The following is an 18,778-nucleotide window of genomic DNA, read 5'->3' on the forward strand; positions in this document are numbered from 1 at the left end:
CTAACCGCACTGCTGGTATAGGAGAAATTAATTATCCCTATTTCATCGATAGATAAAGCCGACTAGATCGTCACCCTTTATAGCCTATTTGTTTCATCGCCGCCGTCAAGGTCTTGGCCGCCCTGGCATACCCGGCCCAGGGTTCGTTGCCGCGGTCCAGGCGCGTGTGGACGTTCGCCACGGTCCACTGGTCGCCGGCCTTCAGGCCGGCCAGCTCGTCCCAGGCCAGCGGCACCGAGATGCCCAGGCCCGGACGGGTACGTGCGGCCCAGGCGCAGACCGTGGTCGCGCCCTGCCCGTTGCGCAGGTAATCGATGAACACCTTGCCGACCCGGTTCCTGGCCCCGCTCTTGAAGGCGAAGCGGTCCGGCAAGGTCGTCGCCAAGTGCTTCACGATGGCCTGCGAGAAGCCTTTTACGGTATCCCAGTCCTTGCCGCCCTTGATCGGCACCACCACGTGCAGGCCCTTGCCGCCGCTGGTCTTCAGGAAGTTCGGCAGGTCGAGCTCGTCGAGGAAGGCGTGCATCAGCTGGGCCGCTTCCTGCATCGTGTGCCATTCCACGCCCTCGCCCGGGTCGAGGTCGAACACCATGCGGTCCGGCTTGTCGTAGGCCTTGGCAGTGGCGTTCTGGGTGTGGATCTCGATGACGTTGAACTGGGCCGCCGACAGGATGCCCTCGACGCTGGCAATCGTCAGCATCGGCGGGTGGTCCGGGTCGAGCGCCGGGTCCATGTTCTTCACGCCGGGCATCTTGCTGACGTCGGCATGCTTCTGGAAGAACAGCTCGCCGCCGACGCCGGCGGGCGCGCGCACCAGCGAGACCGGACGGCCCTTCAAATGTTCCATCATCAGCTCGCCGACCAGGGCGTAATAGCGGATCAATTCGAGCTTGGTGATGCCGCTCTTCGCGTCCATCACGCGCTCGCCGTGGGTCACCTTCAGCGTGGCCGGCAGCTTTCCGGTCGGGGCTGGCGGCGCATTGCCGTCCTCCTGCTCCGCTTCGGGGACGACCTCCTCGATCGGCTGCGCCACCTCGCGCGTGATGCCTCGCGCCGGCTTGTCGCTGCGCAGGCCCTGGAACACCGGATGGCGCACCGCGCCGGCACTCGTCCACTCCGAGAAGCTGACTTCGGCGATCAATTCGGGCTTCACCCAGTGGTGCTTGCGCCCTGCCACCGAACGCGGCGGGAAGGGACTCTTGTCGGTGTCCAGCGCCTTCAGTTTCGCCGTGACGTCGCGCAGGCTCTCGGCATTGAAGCCGCTGCCGACATTCCCGGCGTAGCGCAGCACGCCATCCTTGTCGTAGGTGCCCAGCAGCAGGGAGCCGACGCCGGTGCGCGAACCCTTGGGGTCGGTATAGCCGCCGATCACGAATTCCTGGCGCTGGCCGCACTTCAGCTTGATCCACTCGGGCGAACGGCGCGACACGTACTTCGAATCGCGGCGCTTGCCGATCACGCCTTCCAGGCCGATCTTGCAGGCGGCAACGACCAGGCCTTCGGGGTCGTTGCCGAACTCGCTTGAAAAGCGCACCTTGCTGGATGCCTCCGCCTGGATCAGCGCGCCTTCCAGCAGCGCGCGGCGGTCGACCAGGTCGACGTCGCGCAAGTCGTAGCCGCCCAGGTAGGGCGCGTCGAACAGGAAGTACAGGATATCGGCCTTTTCGCTGCCGTCGAAGGCGAGCTGCAGCATGCCGAAGTTGGGGCGGCCGTTGGCGTCGTGGACCACGATCTCGCCGTCGTACCAGCCGTCGGGCAAGCCCATGCGGGCGAGCTCGCGCTGCAGCGGCGCCAGCTTGTCGGTCCAGTCGTTATTGTTGCGTGTGATCAGGCGCACCTCGCCGTCCTCGATGCGGGTGAGCATGCGGTAGCCGTCGAACTTGACCTCGAAGACCCAGTTTTCCGGGTCGGGCGGCGCGCCGTCGGCCAGGGTGGCGAGTTCGGGTGCGAACTCCTTCGGCAGTTTGGCCTCGACCGCGCCTGCGGGCAGGCTGGCGTCGCGCGGCGCTGCGGATTTGGCGCTGCGCCTGGCGGGCGTTTTTGCGGACGTTTTGGTGGCGGCTTTCGTGGCGGCTTTGGTGGCGGCTTTTGCCGTGGTCTTTTTGGCAGGCTTGGCGCTGCTTGCTGCGGCCGGCTTCGCGTCGATTTCCTCCACCGCTTCCTCGGCGGCGGCGTCCGCCTTTGCCTTCACGGCGCGGCCATTTTTAGTCGCCTTGGCCTTGGCCGGGACCTTGGCGGAACTGTTTGGCATCGGCAAATTCTTGACGCTGTCGGGCATTTCGTCGATCACCGAGAATTCCTCCGCGGGCCGGGCGTAGTCGTCCTTTTCCTTGATCAGGAGCCAGGGTTCCTGCTTTTCGCCGCGGCCCTTCATGCGCACCAGCACCCATTTGCCGTGCATCTTATGGCCGTGCAGCCGGAACTTCAGGTTGCCGCTGCGGTAGCCGGCATGCGGATCGCCTTCCGGTTCCCAGGTGCCCTTGTCCCAGACGATGACCTTGCCGGCGCCATACTGTTTTTCGGGAATGGTTCCCTCGAAATCGGAATAGGAAATCGGGTGGTCCTCGACGTGCACGGCCATGCGCTTGTCGTGGGTGTCGTAGCTGGGGCCCTTCGGCACGGCCCAGCTTTTCATGACGCCGTCGAGCTCGATCCGGAAGTCGTAGTGCAGGCGGCTGGCCCAGTGCTTCTGGATGACGAAGGTGAGCGCGTCCTTGCCGGGCTGTCCGCCATCGGCCGGTTCGGAGGTGATCGAAAAATCGCGCTTGGCTTTGTAGACTTTCAGCGAATCTGGCATGGCCCCCTCCTGCAATGCTGCGGTGAAGCCAGTCTAGGCGCGGCAGGCCGGCGCGACTGTACGGCAGCTAACGATGCCTTCCTGGCGCACCGTTTGTAACGGGATGTAATAAGCGTCAACGTTGTCGAAGTGGGCCGCGTTATTCGCCCAGTAACGCCGGAAACATCCGACGGGACGACCATACTTTTCCACCATTAAAGGAAAGAACACCATGAGCAAAATCGTCGCTACCCTGATCGCTGGCCTGTTCGCTACCTCGGCATTCGCCCAGAGCACCGCCACCCAGGCAACCACCCCGGCCACCAAGGCCGAGGCCAAGGAAGCCAAGGATGTCGCGAAGGCCGATGCCAAGGTAGAAAAGGCCAAGGCCGAAGCCAAGTCGGACGTCGCCGAAGCAAAGGCCGACGCCGCCAAGAAGAAAGCCAAGGCCGAGAAGAAAGCCACCAAGGAAAAGGCCGAAGCCAAGGCCGATGCAGCGGAGCACAAGGCCGAACACAAGGCCGACATGGCCGAGCACAAGGCCAGCACCACCGCCTCCACCAAATAAGGCCGCTCGAGCCCCCCTCCATATACCGCCAAAAAAGACAGGGTACGCCCTGTCTTTTTTTCGTCCCCGTCGCCGGCATGCATGCCGCATAAATTGGCACATGCTCTACAATTGTCCGATCCCCTCCCAACCGAGAGCGCCATGCACAAGATCGTCTTCCTCGACCGCGACAGCCTGATCGCCCAGGTACGCCGGCCCGCCTTCGCCCACGACTGGCAGGACCACCCGGCCACCGCGCCGGACCAGGTGGTCGACCGTTTGCAGGGCGCCAGCATCGCCATCACCAACAAGGTGCCGCTGCGCGCCGAGGCCATCGCCCGGCTGCCCGACCTGAAAATGGTGGCGGTGGCCGCCACCGGCACCGACAACGTCGACCTGGCCGCCTGCCGCGAACGCGGGATCGTGGTGGCGAACATCCGCGATTACTCGGTGGTCTCGGTGCCCGAGCACTGCTTCACCCTGATGCTGGCCCTGCGCCGCAACCTGCGCGCCTACGTCGCCGACGTCGAGGCCGGGCGCTGGGAGCATTCGAGCCGCTTCTGCCTGCTGGACCACCCGATCGGCGATTTGTCGGGCAGCCGGCTCGGCATCGTCGGCTATGGCGCGCTGGGGCGGCGCGTGGCCCAGATCGGGCGTGCGTTCGGGATGGCGGTGTGCATCAGCTCGCGCTCGCCGGTCGAGGAGCCGGACGTGACCCAGCTGCCGCTGGATGAACTGCTGGCCAGCTGCGACGTGGTCAGCCTGCACCTGCCGCTCAATGATCAGACGCGCCATATGATCGGTGCGCGCGAACTGGGGCTGATGAAGCCGACCGGCTTGTTGATCAACACCGCGCGCGGCGGGCTGGTGGACGAGGCGGCGCTGGCCGAGGCGCTGATGCGGCGCACGATCGGCGGGGCCGGCTTCGATGTGCTGAGCAAGGAGCCGCCGGGGCAGGATAATCCGCTACTCGGGCTGCGGCTGCCGAATTTCATTCTCACGCCGCACGTGGCGTGGGCCAGCGGCGGGGCGATGCAGACGCTGGCGGACATGTTGGTGGGGAATATCGAGGCGTGGGAGAGCGGTCGACCGACGAATGTGGTGTAGTTCGCCGTTTATCCGGGCGTGAAGCGGTGGGTTCGAGAACCCACCCTACGCGGGACGCGTGGACGGGGGCCCCGTCCACCCTACGAATACCGGTTGCGCTGCTCATGCATTGGTGGGTTCGAGAACCCACCCTACGAATACCGGTTGCGCCGCGCATGTAGGGTGGGTACTTGTACCCACCATGACAACGCAAGCACGTCGAAACGTCTCAATACGTCCCCGGCAACAGGATATGCCTGTCCACTTGCCGCACATCGCGCAAGCCGCAGAACGCCATCGTCAGGTCCAGCTCGTTGCGGATGATCTCCAGGCAGCGCGCCACGCCCGCCTCGCCCATCGCCCCCAGGCCGTACAAGAACGGCCGCCCGATGTACACCCCCTGCGCCCCCAGTGCCAGCGCGCGGATCACGTCCTGCCCCGAGCGGATGCCGCCGTCCATGTGCACCTCGATCTGCTTGCCCACCGCATCCACGATGCCTGGCAGCGCGCCGATGCTCGACTGCGCGCCGTCGAGCTGGCGCCCGCCGTGGTTCGACACGATCAGCGCATCCGCCCCGCTCTCCACGCACAGGCGCGCGTCCTCGTTGTCCATGATGCCCTTGATGATCAGTTTACCGCCCCAGCGGTTCTTGATCCACTCGACATCCTTCCACGACAGCGCCGGATCGAACTGCTGCGAGGTCCACGACGACAGCGAGCTCATGTCCGATACGCTCTTCGCATGGCCGACGATGTTCCCGAAGTGGCGGCGCGGGGTGCGCAGCATGTTCAGGCACCAGCGCGGCTTGGTCGCCAGGTTCATCATGTTCGGGATGGTCAGCTTCGGCGGCGCCGTCATGCCGTTGCGGATGTCCTTGTGGCGCTGGCCCAGCACCTGCAAGTCCAGCGTCAGCACCAGCGCCGAACACTGCGCCGCCTTGGCGCGGTCGATCAGGCGCTCGATGAAATCGCGGTCCTTCATCACGTACAGCTGGAACCAGAACGGTTTCGTGGTCCGCGCCGCCACGTCCTCGATCGAGCAGATGCTCATGGTCGACAGGGTGAAGGGCACGCCGATCTTCTCGGCCGCGCGCGCCGCCAGGATCTCGCCGTCGGCGTGCTGCATGCCGGTGAGGCCGGTCGGCGCGAGGGCCACCGGCATCGCCACTTCCTGCCCGATCATCGTGCTCTTGAGACTGCGGTCGACCAGGTTGACGGCCACGCGCTGGCGGAACTTGATGGCGGCAAAGTCCGTCTCGTTGGCGCGGTAGGTCGACTCGGTCCAGGAGCCGGCGTCCGCATAATCGTAGAACATGCGCGGCACGCGCCGCTTGGCCAGGACGCGCAAGTCTTCGATGGTCGTGATGATACTCATGCGTGCAGTTTCCTCTCGTCGTTGGAGTAGTGGGGTGGACGCGCCTCGGCCGGCGCCAAAGGTAAATCGAGGATGAAGACCGTGCCTTGCCCCGGCGTGCTCTCGACCCGGATCGCGCCGCCCAGCAGCGAGGTCACGATGGTGTGGGCGATGTTCAGGCCCAGGCCGGTGCCGCCCTGGCCCATGCGCGTGGTGAAGAAAGGATCGAACACGCGCGCCAGGTGCTCGGGAGCGATGCCGCGGCCGTCGTCGGCAAAGCGCAGCTGCACCCAGGCCGGGTCGACCAGGCGCGCCGACAGGCGCATCTGCCCGCCCGGCCCCGCAAAGGCGTGCAGCAGCGCGTTGTTGACGAAGTTGATCATCACCTGGCCGAAGGGCCCCGGATAGCTGTCCATCACGATCCCGTCCGGCACCGCAAAGGCCAGCGTATGCCCTTCCAGGCGCACCTTGTTCATCATCGTCGCCAGGATTTCCTGGCAGGCGCGCGCCAGGTCGAAGCGGCGCCGCTGGGCGCTGGCCTGGTCGACCGAAACCTGGCGGAAGCTGTTCACCAGTTCCGCCGCCTGGTGCAGGCTGCGCATGATCAGCTCCGACGCCTCGCGCGCCGCGCCGATATAGCTGTCCAGTTCCGAACGGCGCAGCGCCGCGCCGCCGAGTGCGGCATGGATATCGGCCGTCTTGTCGTGCAGGGTGCTGGCCATCAGCAGGCTGTTGCCGATCGGGGTGTTCAGTTCGTGCGCCACGCCGGCCACCAGCGAGCCGAGCGAGGCCAGCTTTTCCTGCGACGCCAGCAGGCTTTGCGCATCTTTCAGTTGACGGTAGGCCTGGGCATTGTCGAGCGCCACGCCGACGTAGGCGGCCAGGGTGCGCAGCATGTCCAGGTGCACGCGCTGGTAGGCGCCGCGCGTGTAGCTCTGCACCGCCAGCGCCCCCAGCACGCGCTGGCCCACCGCCACCGGCACATAGAGTAGGGAGCGCGGCAACTGCGCGCTCGCGGCGCCGGGCAGCGCGGCGGCGGCCACCGCTTCCGGCGTGGCGCCCGGCAGGTAGCGACCGGACTCGCTGGCCAGGTCGTTGATGAAGACTTCGCGCCCGTGATCGATGCTCCAGGCGGCCAGCGAAGCCGGATCGCGCCGCGCGCGTACCGATGGCGCGGCGCGCCGGCCGTCGACCAGTGCATAGGGAATGTCGAGCGTGCCCTCGTCGCCGCCGGCCACCACCACCGCGAACACCGGTGCATCCATCAACACCTGCACGTGTTCATGCAGGGTGTCCATGATGGCCTCGATGTCGAGGTTGGCGGTGAGGCGGCGCCCGATGTCGGACAGCAGCGCGATGTTGCGGCGCGCCTGGTCGGCGGCGTCCTTCTGCTGCTCGGCTTCGCGCTTGCGCCGCTCGGCGGCATCCTTCTGCAGCAGCAGCTCGGCGGTGCGCGCATTCACCTGGCGCTCGAGGCGGCCCTTCTGCTGCACCAGCGACCGGATCCTGAAGCGGTAAGCCGCCAGCGCCGCCGCACCCAGCAGGGCCACGGCCAGCAGGCGGAACCACCAGGTCTTCCACCACGGCGGCGTGATCCTGATGGCCAGCGTGGCCGGCGCCTCGCTCCAGACGCCGTCCTTGTTACTGGCGCGCACCCGGAACACGTACTCGCCGGGGTCGAGGTTGGTATAGCTGGCGAAGCGCTTGCTGGCGTCGGTCTCGACCCAGGACTCGTCGAAGCCTTCCAGCTGGTAGGCATAGCGGTTGCTGCCCGGCGCGGCGTAGTGCAGGGCCGCGAATTCGAGCGCGAACACCGAGTCGCGCGCCGGCAGGGTGACGGCACCGCCCGCGGGCAGCGGGCGCGCCTTGTTGAACACCGTGAAGTCGGTGATGCGCACCACGGGCGGATACGGGTTGTCGCGGATCGCGTCGGGCTGGAAGGAATTCAGGCCGTTGACGCCGCCGAAGTGCAGCTGGCCGTCCGGCCCGCGCGCCGCCGAGCCGACGAAAAAGCTGCCGTCGATCAGGCCGTCCTTGGCGGTGTACTGCTTGTATTCGCCGCTGGCCGGGTCGATGCGTGACAGGCCGACCGTGGTGCTGGCCCACAGGCGCCCGCTGCCGTCCTCGAGCAGCGCGCCGACCGGCTCGCCCTGCCCGGTATCGGTGATGGTGAAATAGCGGAAGACCGGCTTGCCGCCGGGTCCGCGCTCCATGCGGTGCAGGCCGCCGCCGGTGCCGATCCAGAGTTCGCCCCTGGCGCTGAGCAGCACGTCGTGGATGCGGTTATGGCGCAAACTGTCCGGGTCGGCATCGTCCTGGCGGAAATGGGTGAAGACATTCGCGCCGCGGTCGAAGCGATCCAGGCCATTGTCGGTGGCGACCCACAGGATGCCGTCCTTGTCCTCGACCATCGCGAAGATCCGGTTCTCGCCGAGGCTGGCCGCGTCGTCCGGATTGTGGCGCCAGGACTTGCGCACCTTCTGGTCGGGGCCGAGCAGGTACAGGCCGGCGCGCGAGACCACCCAGGTGGCGCCGTCGCGCGTCTTCATGACCGCCTGGACCAGGGCCGCGTTGCCGTCGGGTCCCAGGTCGACCGGGTGGAAATCGCCGCCCTCCTCGGGGCACCAGGCCAGGCCGGCGGGCGTGCCGACCCACAGGCGGCCATCGGCGATCGACAGGCTGTGCACCACGTCGCTCGGCAGCGAGGCGCGCTTGCCGGGCTGGTGGTGCAGCGCGCGCGTACGCCCGCTGGCCGGGTCGAACAGGACCAGGCCGCCGCCCGAGGTGCCGATCCAGACCTGCCCGTTGGCGCGCACCGCGACATCGCGCGCCTTCCTGTAGCCGTTCTGGTAGCCGTTGCCCGGCTCGAAGCTGAAATGGGAAAAGCCGCCGCTGGCCAGGTCGGTGCGGCTGACGCCGCCGAAGCGGGTGCCAACCCAGAGCGTGCCGGTACGGTCGATGCGCACCGCGGCCACCTGGTTGTCCGACAGGCTGTGCTGGTCGAGCGCGCGGTTGCGGTAGGAGACGAAGCGCCCGCTGGTCGGTTCGCGCCACTTCAGGCCATCGAAATCGGTGCCGGCCCAGAGCGTGCCGCCGGCGTCGACATACAGCGACAGCACGCCCGCGTGGCCCATGCCCTCGTCGATGCCGATGGCGCGCCGCTGCGGCTCGCCTTCTCCCAAGCGCCACTCCTCGAGGCCGGCCTCGGCGCCGACCCACAGGGTAGCGCGCGGCCCCATCGCCAGCGCCAGCACGCGGGCGCGGCGCGGATCGCCCCCCAGGGGCGCGAAGTAACTCAGTTGGCCGGCACCCGGCGCCAGGCGCGCCACGCCTTCCAGGGTGCCGACCCAGAGCGCGCCCTGGGCATCGAAGGCCAGGGAAGTCACGATGTGGTCGGCCGTGGTGCCGAGGCGGGTATCGGGCTGGCGGATGGTGGTGAACCGGCCGGAGCGCGGATCGAAGCGCTTCAGGCCATCGCTGGTGGCAAGCCAGAGCATGCCGTGGCGGTCGGCGGCGATGGCGTTGACGCTGCGGTTGGCGCTGCCGCCGGCGCCCGGTTCGAGCAGGGTGTAGCGCACGAACTTGCCGCTGGCCGTGTCGAGCCGCGCCAGCCCGCCCTTGGTGCCGAACCAGAGCCGGCCTTCGGCGTCTTCGAGCGAGGCGTTGACGTAGCCGTCCGGCAGCGAGGCAGGGTCGCGCGGATCGTTGCGGTAGGTGGTGATGCGGTAGCCGTCGTAGCGGTTCAGGCCGGCCTGGGTGCCGAACCACATATAGCCCTGGCGGTCCTGCAGGATGGTGAGCACCGATTCCTGGGTCAGACCGTGCTCGATGGATAGCCGCTCGAAGCGCAGGTTGCGCGGCGCGGTGGCGTGGGCGGCATCGGTAAAGGTGAGTGCCAGCAGCAGGCCGGCGATGGCGCACGATGCGCGGCGCCACGTGGTGAACCCCAGCATAATCGTCAGTATCCGAAACAGATGCGATCAATCTACCAGATGCCGCTAAAGAGTTGTAATAAATTAAGACTTCCCCGATGGGGATGCCGCTGCTATAATGCGTGCATCGGGCGGCTGTAGCTCAGCTGGATAGAGTACTTGGCTACGAACCAAGGGGTCGTGGGTTCGATTCCTGCCAGCCGCACCAAGAAATACGGAAGGCCAGATCGCAAGATCTGGCCTTTTTCGTTTTGTCCGGCTGGTTTGCATGGCGACTGCCGGGCCGCCATGAGGGCGCCCTGCCCTGGATGAGCATCTTCTCAATTGATGCTTCCATAAAACAACAAGTGCCGCTATAATGCGTGCCTCGGGCGGCTGTAGCTCAGCTGGATAGAGTACTTGGCTACGAACCAAGGGGTCGTGGGTTCGATTCCTGCCAGCCGCACCAAGAAATACGGAAGGCCAGATCGCAAGATCTGGCCTTTTTCGTTTTGTCCGGCTGGTTTGCATGGCGACTGCCGGGCCGCCATGAGGGCGCCCTGCCCTGGATGAGCATCTTCTCAATTGATGCTTCCATAAAACAACAAGTGCCGCTATAATGCGTGCCTCGGGCGGCTGTAGCTCAGCTGGATAGAGTACTTGGCTACGAACCAAGGGGTCGTGGGTTCGATTCCTGCCAGCCGCACCAAGAAATACGGAAGGCCAGATCGCAAGATCTGGCCTTTTTCGTTTTGTCCGGCTGGTTTGCATGGCGACTGCCGGGCCGCCATGAGGGCGCCCTGCCCTGGATGAGCATCTTCTCAATTGATGCTTCCATAAAACAACAAGTGCCGCTATAATGCGTGCCTCGGGCGGCTGTAGCTCAGCTGGATAGAGTACTTGGCTACGAACCAAGGGGTCGTGGGTTCGATTCCTGCCAGCCGCACCACGAATAGGAAGGCCAGATCGCGAGATCTGGCCTTTTTCGTTATGGGCGCCGGGTTTGTCCGGATGAGATCAGAAATGGCATGCTCCACCATCTCGGCGCCCATAAAGCGCGTCGATCGGGCAAGCTGCCCAACCTCCATTCCCAGCTAACTCCAAGCAAGGTATAAATCATGCGTGTAGCGTTAGTCGACGAGGACGGAGACGAATCAGGCAGCCATGGGCCAGTAACCTTTGTCCGATCTGCGAATCTCGTCACTACCTGCGAGCGAGCCAACTTCCACAAGCGATGGCAGTTAGATCGCTACTGCTCAAGAATACTTAGGCAACCCCATTTTGCCTGATCGCCTTCTCCAGACGCTCTGTGCGTTTGTCTGCCTTGTGGCCATGCACGACAAAAAGCGCGTGAATCATACCGGGAAGCCAGAAGCACATTGTCAGAATAATATTCAACAGTGCCTGGAATGGTTTTCCGCAAAGAAGAATAGCAAGAGGCGGAAGTATGATTGCCAAAAAATCACGCATTTTAATCCTGTTGAGTTAATTAGATGTTTCATCAGCCGAACGGGTTCGCTTCGACCGAAGTTGGACGACCGTCATCCAGGCTGATTGCAGATGAGGTTGCCTGATCGTGACATGTGTGACTATTCGAGAATCTATCGGATTGTCACGCAGAGAACTGCGATGGAAGGCGCTGTAATTCAGATCAAACTCTAGTTTTCTTAAGTTTGTGAATGCATCCCATGCTGCGGCAAGCCCTGCTTCCACTACTTGCCGCGTTTATCCCGCTTGCAAAGCGCGCGCGCGAACTTGCAACGCTCCGGAAGACAAGCAAATCGAGCCGATAGCCCGCCAACACCGCAAAAGCCGCTGGCCGAATAAGGCGACTGCGAACAACCGCTTCTTCCCTTTTCACAGCTACCCCGCTATAATGCGTGCTCGGGCGGCTGTAGCTCAGCTGGATAGAGTACTTGGCTACGAACCAAGGGGTCGTGGGTTCGATTCCTGCCAGCCGCACCACGAATACGAAGGCCAGATCGCAAGATCTGGCCTTTTTCGTTTGCGCGTTCGATATGCACTTTGCCTGCGTGTTGCCTGCCCTGCTGGGATGCTTTCGACACACCTTAATTATCGCTTCCCTAATCTGGCAAGCTTGGCTATAATGCGTGCCTCGGGCGGCTGTAGCTCAGCTGGATAGAGTACTTGGCTACGAACCAAGGGGTCGTGGGTTCGATTCCTGCCAGCCGCACCAACTTTTTCAAGGAAATGGCTCAGAAGAGATTCTGAGCCATTTTTCTTTCCACGATCGGTTTTGCCGTCTCGCTGGCGTCTGTCGGCGCATCTCTTCGTTTCCCCACCCAGTCAAGCGATTCGCTTAAACGGGGTTTAGCTCTGCACAGGACGCACACTTCTCTTTTTGTAGGATCGCGCTGACGCTATCTGAGCAATGCTCATGATCTTTTTCTCAACAAAACGAGAAACCGCGCCCTCCCTCTATACGCCCAGCCATTCCCTGTCCTTCCAGCATGATGTGCCGATGAGCATTCTTGTCGCCTGTCTGGTACACCTCAGCATCCGCCTCACGCAGCGCCCACCCGTTTGCTAGCATGAAAACCCCCGATTGCCACAACCCGGCCGCATGCCGCGGCCGATTTTCGTGTGAGGACGTTATGAGAAAATCGTTAATAGGTGCAATCGTATTGGCAGGCGCGTCGCTGGCGTCGACGGCGGTGCAGGCCCAGGTCATCGGCGATTCGCCGCAGGCACTCGACCTGGTCGACAACTCGGCCTTCTTCGGCGACAGCCTGGGCGAAGGCAACAGCGGCGCCACCTTCGCCGACCGCTTCACCTTCACGGTCGACGACGCCCTGGGAGTGAATGTCGATGCCATCGTCGGCTCGGTCAGCCGTTCGGCCGATGTCGGGCTGGACATCACCGGCCTCTGGATCTACAACGGCAACGACACCCTGATCAGCACCGGCACGTCGCTGCAGACGGGTGCGGTGGACGTGTGGACCGTGGCGGGCGACAACCTCGTTGCCGGCGACTACTACCTGCGGGTGGACGGCAACGTGGTCTCGGGCGAAGGGGCTTCCTTCGGCGGCGCGGTCATGCTGGCGCCGGTGCCCGAGCCGGAAACCTACGGCATGATGCTGGGCGGCCTCGGCGTACTGGGCTTCCTGGCACGGCGCCGCCAGTCCAGGCGCGGCTGATTCCCAATCCTGCTTCGCCCGATAGGCGAAAAAAAACGGAGACGCTCGCGTCTCCGTTTTTTAACCTGCCCCCTCTTCCAACGATCAGGTGCGCAGCTTCTTGATGATGCTGCGGTTGCCCAGGATTTCCTCGATCTGCTCGAAGCGCACCGGCTTCACCATGTGGTGATCGAAACCGGCCTCGAAGGCCAGCTGGCGGTCCTTTTCCTGGCCCCAGCCGGTCACCGCGATCAGCGCCGTCATGGCGCCGCAGGACAGCTTGCGGATGCCGCGCGCCAGGTCGTAGCCCGACATCTGCGGCAGCCCGATATCGAGGAAGGCGTAGTCCGGGCAGAAGCGCGCGGCCGCCGCCAGTGCATCCGGCCCGTTGTGGGTGATCACCACGCTGTGCCCCATGGCGGTGAGCAGCGCGCCGATGCTGTTGACGAAGTCGACGTTGTCGTCGGCCAGCAAAATCCGGTAGGTCTCGGTGCTGATGAAGGCGGCCGGCGTCGGTTTGCTCAGCGGTTCCGGCTCGACCACGATCGGCAGGCGCACGCTGAAGCAGGAGCCGCGCCCCAGACCCTCGCTGCGCGCGGTAATCGTCCCGCCGTGCAGTTCGACGAGTTTGCGCGCCAGCGACAGGCCCACGCCCAGGCCGGCATTCGTGCGCTCCAGGGTCGAGTCGACCTGCACGAACATGTCGAACACCGAGTCCAGCATGTCGGGCGCCAGGCCGATGCCGGTATCGAGCACTTCCAGCACCAGGGTCTTGTCCTCGACGTGGCCCGACAGGGTCACGCGCCCGCCGCGGTTGGTGTACTTGGCCGCGTTGTTCAGCAGGTTCGACAGGATCTGGGCCAGGCGGGTGGCGTCGCCGTGCAGGAAGACCGGGCGGTCCGGCAAGTCCAGCACCAGCTCGTGGCCGTGCAGCTCGATGTAGGAGCGCACCACTTCCAGCGCGTCGTTGACGACCGCCTTCAGTTCGACGCGGCCCATCTTGATGGCGAACTTGCCGGTGTTGATGCGCGACACGTCGAGCAGGTCGTCCACCAGGCGCACCATCTGGCGCAGCTGGCGTTCCATGATGTCGGTGGCGCGCTGGGTGGCCTGGGCGTCGCCGCTGCGGATGCGCAGGATGTCGAGGCCGGTGCGGATCGGCGCCAGCGGATTGCGCAGTTCGTGGGCCAGGGTGGCGAGAAACTCGTCTTTCCTGCGGTCGGCCACGATCAGCGCGTCTTCCGCCTTCTGGCGCACGTCCATCTCGTGTTCGAGGGTGCGGTTTGCCGCCTGCAGGGCGTCGGCGCGGCGGCCGATCTCGGCCAGCATGTCGTTGAAGGCGTCGACCAGCACCCCGATCTCGCCGCTGTTATTGCCCGGCACGCGCAGGGTGAAGTCGCGCCGCTGCATCACCTGGCGTGCGACGTTCGTGACTGCTTCCAGCGGGCGGGTAATTGCCGCCTGCAGGCGCGAGGCCACCAGGCCGGCGATCACCAGCGCGCCGAGCATCACGCCGCCCAGAATGGCGCCATAGTTCAGCAGGCGGTCGACCAGGCCATAGCGCGAGCGCAGGTAGACGGTGCCGACCAGTTCGCCGTTCTCGACGATGTTGTGCCAGACCTCGAGCCCGCCGCGCTCGATCAGGTAGCCGGCCGCGCGCGGACGCGTCGGCAGGGTCTGCTCGGTGCCGGCTTTGACATAACTGGCGAAGCGCGTGCCCGAGGCGGTGAAGACGGCGCCGGACAGGATTTGCGGGCGCGCGCGCAGCACCGCCAGCTGCTGCTGGGCGGTTTTCGCATCGCTGAAGGCGAGTGCCGGCGCGGTGACGCTGGCCATGATGTCGGCCTGCGTGGTCAAGTCGTCGATCCACAGGCGCTGGAAGGTGCGCAGATCGAGCACCAGCATGGCCACCGAGGCCGACAGCAGGGCCGCCAGCGTGGTGAACACCGCCATCTTGATCAGTTTGCTGCGGACGGAACCGGTATCGTGCGCGTTCATCAGGAATTCCCCTTCACGACGCGGTTGGCGACGGTGAGCAGTCGCGAACTGAGTTTCACGTTATTTCTCTCTGCTGAATCGAGGGACACGTCGAAGCGCACGCGCTCGTCGACGATCCGGAAATTGATGACACTGCCCTGTTGCAGGCCGAGTTCGCACTCGGTCACCGGCAACAGCGCCGGCGGGCTACTTTTCAGGACGCGGCCGGCGCGCACGCTGTCGCTGCCGGCCACGAACAGCAAATGCACGGGGTTGCCGCCCTCGCCTTCGCGCAGCTGGCGCACCACCACCGGACGGCCGCCGATATTCCGGCCGGCGACCACGCGCGCCAGCTCGGCCGCCATGTCGTCCGACCCCACCACGCCGATCGTGACCGGCGCGCCGGGGTCGGCAAAGGCGCCGGCCGGGAATTCGGCATAGCCGAGGAACTTGTACAGGAAGGCGGCTTTCACGCGGCGCTCGAGCGCCTGGCTGCTGCCGCCGTTCTGGGCCAGCGCCGGCGGCGGGGCGATGCCGATGGCCGTGAACACGGCGGCGGCGCAGGCCAGCGTCCAGCCGGCCAGGCGCAGGGGCCGCCGTAACAGGACCGGCGGCCGCGCCGGGGTGCGGGACACTCCGGCGGGCGGCGTGGAAGAAGAGGTAGATCGGTGTCGAATCATTGGCCGCTTAAAATTGCAGTATCGCGCTGAAGCCCACGCTGCGCGCGAAGGTCTGGCGCAGGCCCGGTTCGCCGAATTCGGCATGCTGGTCGTGCAGCAGGTTACGCCCGACCAGGGCGAGCTCCAGGTTCGGCCTGGCCTGCCAGGCGATGCGCGCGTCGAGCTCATGATATCCCGGCACGGCGGGGCGCGTCAGCTTGCCGACGTGGCGCAGCGACAAATCGAGTTGCAGGTCGGCAGCCAGCTCGTGCGCCGAGCGCAGGCTCCAGTAGCGTTTCGGGTCGTTCGGCGCCATGCCCAGGAAGCGCGACCAGTCGCGGCTGACACCGTCGGCTTTCACGCGCACGCTCTGGAACACTGCGCCACCCGACAGGCGCCAGCCGCGCAGCACCTGCCAGCTGGCCCAGGCTTCCAGGCCGCTGGCGCGTCCGTCGGCGCGGTTTTCGAAACGCGCCGGCGCGCCGGCGCGCACCTCCAGCGTGCGCAGGCGGTCGTAGTCGCTGTGGAACAGGGTGGCGGAATACGAGACCGCCGGCGTCGGCTGGGCACGGTAGCCGAACTCGATCACGCGCGCGGTCTCGGCGTCGAAGCCGGGGCCGCCTTCCACGAAGTAGCGCGGCGTGCCGTCCGGCGCGGTGCCGGCGGCCAGGCGCAGGTCGCGGTCGATGCGCGACGGCGCGCGCACCGTGCGCGACACGGCCGCCCACGCCAGCGCGTTCGGCTGCACATTCCAGGCCAGGCGCGCGCTCGGCAGCCATTCGACCCCGGTATAGATATTGTGCTCGGCCCGGATGCCGGCGGTGGCGCGCAGCGTGTCGCCGAGCGCGATCTCGTCCTGCACGAACAGGTTCGTCCAGCGCAGGGTCCGGTTCTCGTCCAGCATGCTCAGCCAGGGGCTGCTGCGGATGCGGTCGCGGCTGACGCGGTAGCCGCCGCCCCAGGCCAGGTCGTGGCGCGCGCCCAGGCGCAGGTTATGCTGGGCTTCGAGGTCGAGCGTTTCCAGGCGCTGGGCGCCGAGCAGCTCCTCGCGCCGGGCATGGTCGAGGTAAGCCTGCAGGCGCAGGGTCGAGCCGTCGTCCAGGGTGCGCACCACGCGCGCCAGCAGGTTGGCGCCGCCGATGTTGGTGTCGCGCTGGCCGGCTTCGTCGAGCCTGCCGTCGTAGACGTCGCCGCTCAGGGTGGTGGTGGCGCCCTCGTCTTCCCAGTCGGCACGAAATCCCGCCTGCTGGCGGCGCCAGCCGGTGCCGCTGACGCTGCGGTCCTCGCGGTCGATGTCGTCCTGGCGCACCAGCTTGGCATATACGCGGTAATGGCCGTTGTTGCCCAGCTCGCCGCCGTGGCGCAGCGAGCCGCTGCCGCCGTCGGCGCCGCCGCGCAGCACCAGCTGATTGCCCTGGGTGTCGCGCGCCGACTTCGTGATGATGTTGATGACGCCGTTGACGGCGTTCGCGCCCCAGATGGTGGCGCCCGGTCCGCTGATGACTTCGATGCGTTCGACGTCGGCCATGACCACGTCGTGGGTATCCCAGAACACACCGGAAAACAGCGGGGAATACACGCTGCGGCCATCGATCAGCACCAGCATCTTGTTCGCCAGCGTCGAGCCGAAGCCGCGCGCGCTGATCGCATAGTCGTGGGCGTCGGCGCGCGCCACCTGCAAATTCGGCGCCAGGCGCAACGCTTCGGGCAGGCTTGTGGCGCCGGAGCGACGGATTTCCGCGCCGCTGATGACGAACACCGAGGCCGGCGCGTCCGACAGGCGGGTTTCCTGGCGCGCCACCGACGTCACCACCACGTCGGCCAGCTGCTCGAGCGAATAGTCGGCCAGCGACCCGCCCTCCTGGGCCTGAACGTGGGGGAAGACCGTAAATAGCCCCGCGAAGGCGCAAGTCGGCAGACATTGTTTTAACATATTTGCCATGGTAAAACATTTTCTGACGTGCACCAAGCGTGTGCAGCTCCCGTGCGCGCCCCGCGTACACATCCGTTGTTACAAAGCGTTTACAGCCATATAGCGCGGCTATACCTGTCATTACAAATTTAAATTGGAAACTTTTGTTGCGCAGCAGCATAATTGCACCTGTCTCCTCTATTCCCCGCAAGGAAATAGATTCAGCCCGCTCCGCAACGAGCGGGCTTTTTTTTGCCCGCGTTTTCCGCACCCGCACATCGGCAGCCCTTTCCGGCGCACACGCCAGCGCGCCGACAGAAGCGCGCCGTTTAGTGTAGGATTCGGCCATGTTTTCGAATACACAACAGGCCGTCGTCCATGTCCGCTCCAGGTAAGTCCGCCCCCACCGTTTCCACCTACGACTGGAGCGCCAGCACGCTCGGCAATCCGGCCACCTGGCCGCAGCCGCTGCGCATCGCAGCCGAGTTGATGTTCAACACGCCGCTGCCGATGCTGCTGCTATGGGGCCCGCAATCCATCCTCCTGTGCAACGAGGCGTATGGCGCCCTGGCCGGGCCGGCCTACGGCCGCGTGCCCGGCGGCTCGCAGCCGGCGGTGATGCCGCCGCCGCTGCAGGCAGGGCAAGAAGGCGCCGCGCGCGCCTGGCGCGGCGAAGCCGTGCAGATGCCGGCCGTGACGCTGCACTTCGGCGCTGCCAGCCAGGGCCAGTACGACCTGCACTTCACCCCGCTGCTGAACGACGGCGCCGTGGCCGGCCTGCTGTGCGCGCTGGCCCCCGCCTCCGCGGCCGAGGCCGCGCCGGCAGCGGCCGAGGAGATCGGCACCCTGAGCGTGCTGGTGGTGGAAGACAACCTCGATTCGCAATACCTGGTGTGCGAGATGCTGAAGGCCTTCGGCTACGAAGCCGACGGCGTGGCCCACCCGGACGACGCCCTGGCGCGCCTGGCCGCACAGCGCTACCACGTGCTGTTTACCGATGTCAGCCTGCCCGGCATGTCCGGCGTCGACCTGGCGCGCGAAGCGATGCGCCTGTATCCGCACCTGAAGGTGATCTTCGCCTCAGGCTATGGCGACATGCTGCTGAAACACCTCGACTTCCCTTACCAGTCGCTGCAAAAGCCGTACGAACTCGACCAGTTGCAGAATGCGCTGAACCAGGTTGGCAACCAGTTGCGGGCGGGCGCCTGAGTGCCCGCCCAAGCGTGTGCATGCCGCCCGAGCGGCTGGGCTAGAATGGCCCCAGGCCGTGTGCCGCCGCGCCTGCGCATGACGCGGCGCGCCGTATGCGTGCGGCCACCCTGCGCCGAGCAACAGACCATGATTTCCATCCGCCCCATTGCCGCCTTCATGCATCCCCCGATTCCGGCGGCGGCCCGCCGTGCGCCACTTGCAGGGAGC

The 18,778-nt window shown here is 65.7% G+C and carries 11 protein-coding genes and 6 tRNA genes; 10 read left to right on the forward strand and 7 right to left on the reverse strand.

All coding sequences use genetic code 11. From position 1 onward, the window contains the following. Positions 1-70 precede the first annotated feature (70 nt). Positions 71-2,797 (reverse strand): DNA ligase D, encoded by a 2,727-nt coding sequence (gene ligD / locus QPK31_RS16855; protein ID WP_290424073.1) that lies wholly within the window; start codon positions 2,795-2,797, stop codon positions 71-73. Positions 2,798-3,008: 211 nt separating this feature from the next. On the opposite strand from ligD, the gene QPK31_RS16860 reads away from it, so the two are divergent. Beyond that, the gene (locus QPK31_RS16860; RefSeq protein ID WP_290424074.1) at positions 3,009-3,344 is read left to right on the forward strand and encodes a hypothetical protein; all 336 of its coding nucleotides are present in this window, start codon (positions 3,009-3,011) and stop codon (positions 3,342-3,344) included. Between the two features lie 141 nt (positions 3,345-3,485). After that, entirely contained in the window at positions 3,486-4,430 is a 945-nt protein-coding gene (locus QPK31_RS16865; RefSeq protein ID WP_290424075.1) for a D-2-hydroxyacid dehydrogenase, read from the forward strand. Between the two features lie 208 nt (positions 4,431-4,638). Here QPK31_RS16865 and QPK31_RS16870 read toward each other — a convergent pair whose 3' ends face one another. Further along, a complete protein-coding gene (locus tag QPK31_RS16870; RefSeq protein WP_290424076.1) occupies positions 4,639-5,784 on the reverse strand; it encodes an alpha-hydroxy acid oxidase in 1,146 nt (381 codons plus the stop codon). Continuing rightward, a complete protein-coding gene (locus tag QPK31_RS16875) occupies positions 5,781-9,716 on the reverse strand; it encodes a two-component regulator propeller domain-containing protein (RefSeq protein WP_290424077.1) in 3,936 nt (1,311 codons plus the stop codon). The genes QPK31_RS16870 and QPK31_RS16875 overlap by 4 nt, the downstream gene beginning before the upstream one ends. 110 nt (positions 9,717-9,826) lie before the next feature. Between QPK31_RS16875 and QPK31_RS16880 the strand changes: the two genes are divergently transcribed. The 4 genes from QPK31_RS16880 (at position 9,827) to QPK31_RS16895 (ending at position 10,623) form a co-directional block, all read left to right on the forward strand. Beyond that, positions 9,827-9,903 (forward strand) — tRNA-Arg (locus QPK31_RS16880). 163 nt (positions 9,904-10,066) lie between these two features. Further along, positions 10,067-10,143, forward strand: a tRNA-Arg gene (locus QPK31_RS16885). A 163-nt stretch (positions 10,144-10,306) separates the two neighbouring features. Then, positions 10,307-10,383: transfer RNA gene (locus QPK31_RS16890), tRNA-Arg, on the forward strand. Between the two features lie 163 nt (positions 10,384-10,546). Then, positions 10,547-10,623 (forward strand) — tRNA-Arg (locus QPK31_RS16895). Between the two features lie 317 nt (positions 10,624-10,940). Here the strand turns inward: QPK31_RS16895 and QPK31_RS16900 are convergent. After that, positions 10,941-11,144 carry a YqaE/Pmp3 family membrane protein gene (locus tag QPK31_RS16900; RefSeq protein WP_290424078.1) on the reverse strand — a complete coding sequence of 68 codons (204 nt, stop codon included), beginning with the start codon at positions 11,142-11,144 and terminating at the stop codon, positions 10,941-10,943. Between the two features lie 418 nt (positions 11,145-11,562). On the opposite strand from QPK31_RS16900, the gene QPK31_RS16905 reads away from it, so the two are divergent. From QPK31_RS16905 to QPK31_RS16915, 3 genes are all read left to right on the forward strand, one after another. Next, positions 11,563-11,639, forward strand: a tRNA-Arg gene (locus tag QPK31_RS16905). Positions 11,640-11,794: 155 nt separating this feature from the next. After that, a tRNA-Arg gene (locus QPK31_RS16910) sits at positions 11,795-11,871 on the forward strand. Between the two features lie 448 nt (positions 11,872-12,319). Then, positions 12,320-12,832 carry an FxDxF family PEP-CTERM protein gene (locus tag QPK31_RS16915; RefSeq protein ID WP_290424079.1) on the forward strand — a complete coding sequence of 171 codons (513 nt, stop codon included), beginning with the start codon at positions 12,320-12,322 and terminating at the stop codon, positions 12,830-12,832. Between the two features lie 84 nt (positions 12,833-12,916). Here the strand turns inward: QPK31_RS16915 and QPK31_RS16920 are convergent, their stop codons facing one another. The 3 genes from QPK31_RS16920 to QPK31_RS16930 are packed head-to-tail and all read right to left on the reverse strand — an operon-like array spanning position 12,917 to position 17,380. After that, entirely contained in the window at positions 12,917-14,809 is a 1,893-nt protein-coding gene (locus QPK31_RS16920) for an ATP-binding protein (RefSeq protein WP_290424080.1), read from the reverse strand. Next, the gene (locus QPK31_RS16925; protein WP_290424081.1) at positions 14,809-15,423 is read right to left on the reverse strand and encodes a YfiR family protein; all 615 of its coding nucleotides are present in this window, start codon (positions 15,421-15,423) and stop codon (positions 14,809-14,811) included. The genes QPK31_RS16920 and QPK31_RS16925 overlap by 1 nt, the downstream gene beginning before the upstream one ends. A gap of 52 nt (positions 15,424-15,475) precedes the next feature. Then, entirely contained in the window at positions 15,476-17,380 is a 1,905-nt protein-coding gene (locus tag QPK31_RS16930) for a TonB-dependent siderophore receptor (protein ID WP_290424082.1), read from the reverse strand. 357 nt (positions 17,381-17,737) lie between these two features. Here QPK31_RS16930 and QPK31_RS16935 point away from each other — a divergent pair, with 357 nt between their 5' ends. After that, the gene (locus QPK31_RS16935) at positions 17,738-18,568 is read left to right on the forward strand and encodes a response regulator (protein WP_290424083.1); all 831 of its coding nucleotides are present in this window, start codon (positions 17,738-17,740) and stop codon (positions 18,566-18,568) included. Positions 18,569-18,778: the final 210 nt, after the last annotated feature.

The sequence above is a fragment of the Massilia sp. YIM B02769 genome, assembly GCF_030411995.1.
Taxonomy (GTDB): domain Bacteria; phylum Pseudomonadota; class Gammaproteobacteria; order Burkholderiales; family Burkholderiaceae_D; genus Telluria.

Coding starts and splice junctions, on each gene's coding strand:
- QPK31_RS16900 (WP_290424078.1), bottom strand. CDS start 11,144: ATGCGTGATTTTTTGGCAATCATACTTCCGCCTCTTGCTATTCTTCTT.
- QPK31_RS16930 (WP_290424082.1), bottom strand. CDS start 17,380: ATGTTAAAACAATGTCTGCCGACTTGCGCCTTCGCGGGGCTATTTACG.
- QPK31_RS16875 (WP_290424077.1), bottom strand. CDS start 9,716: ATGCTGGGGTTCACCACGTGGCGCCGCGCATCGTGCGCCATCGCCGGC.
- QPK31_RS16920 (WP_290424080.1), bottom strand. CDS start 14,809: ATGAACGCGCACGATACCGGTTCCGTCCGCAGCAAACTGATCAAGATG.
- QPK31_RS16865 (WP_290424075.1), top strand. CDS start 3,486: ATGCACAAGATCGTCTTCCTCGACCGCGACAGCCTGATCGCCCAGGTA.
- QPK31_RS16860 (WP_290424074.1), top strand. CDS start 3,009: ATGAGCAAAATCGTCGCTACCCTGATCGCTGGCCTGTTCGCTACCTCG.
- ligD (WP_290424073.1), bottom strand. CDS start 2,797: ATGCCAGATTCGCTGAAAGTCTACAAAGCCAAGCGCGATTTTTCGATC.
- QPK31_RS16870 (WP_290424076.1), bottom strand. CDS start 5,784: ATGAGTATCATCACGACCATCGAAGACTTGCGCGTCCTGGCCAAGCGG.
- QPK31_RS16935 (WP_290424083.1), top strand. CDS start 17,738: ATGTCCGCTCCAGGTAAGTCCGCCCCCACCGTTTCCACCTACGACTGG.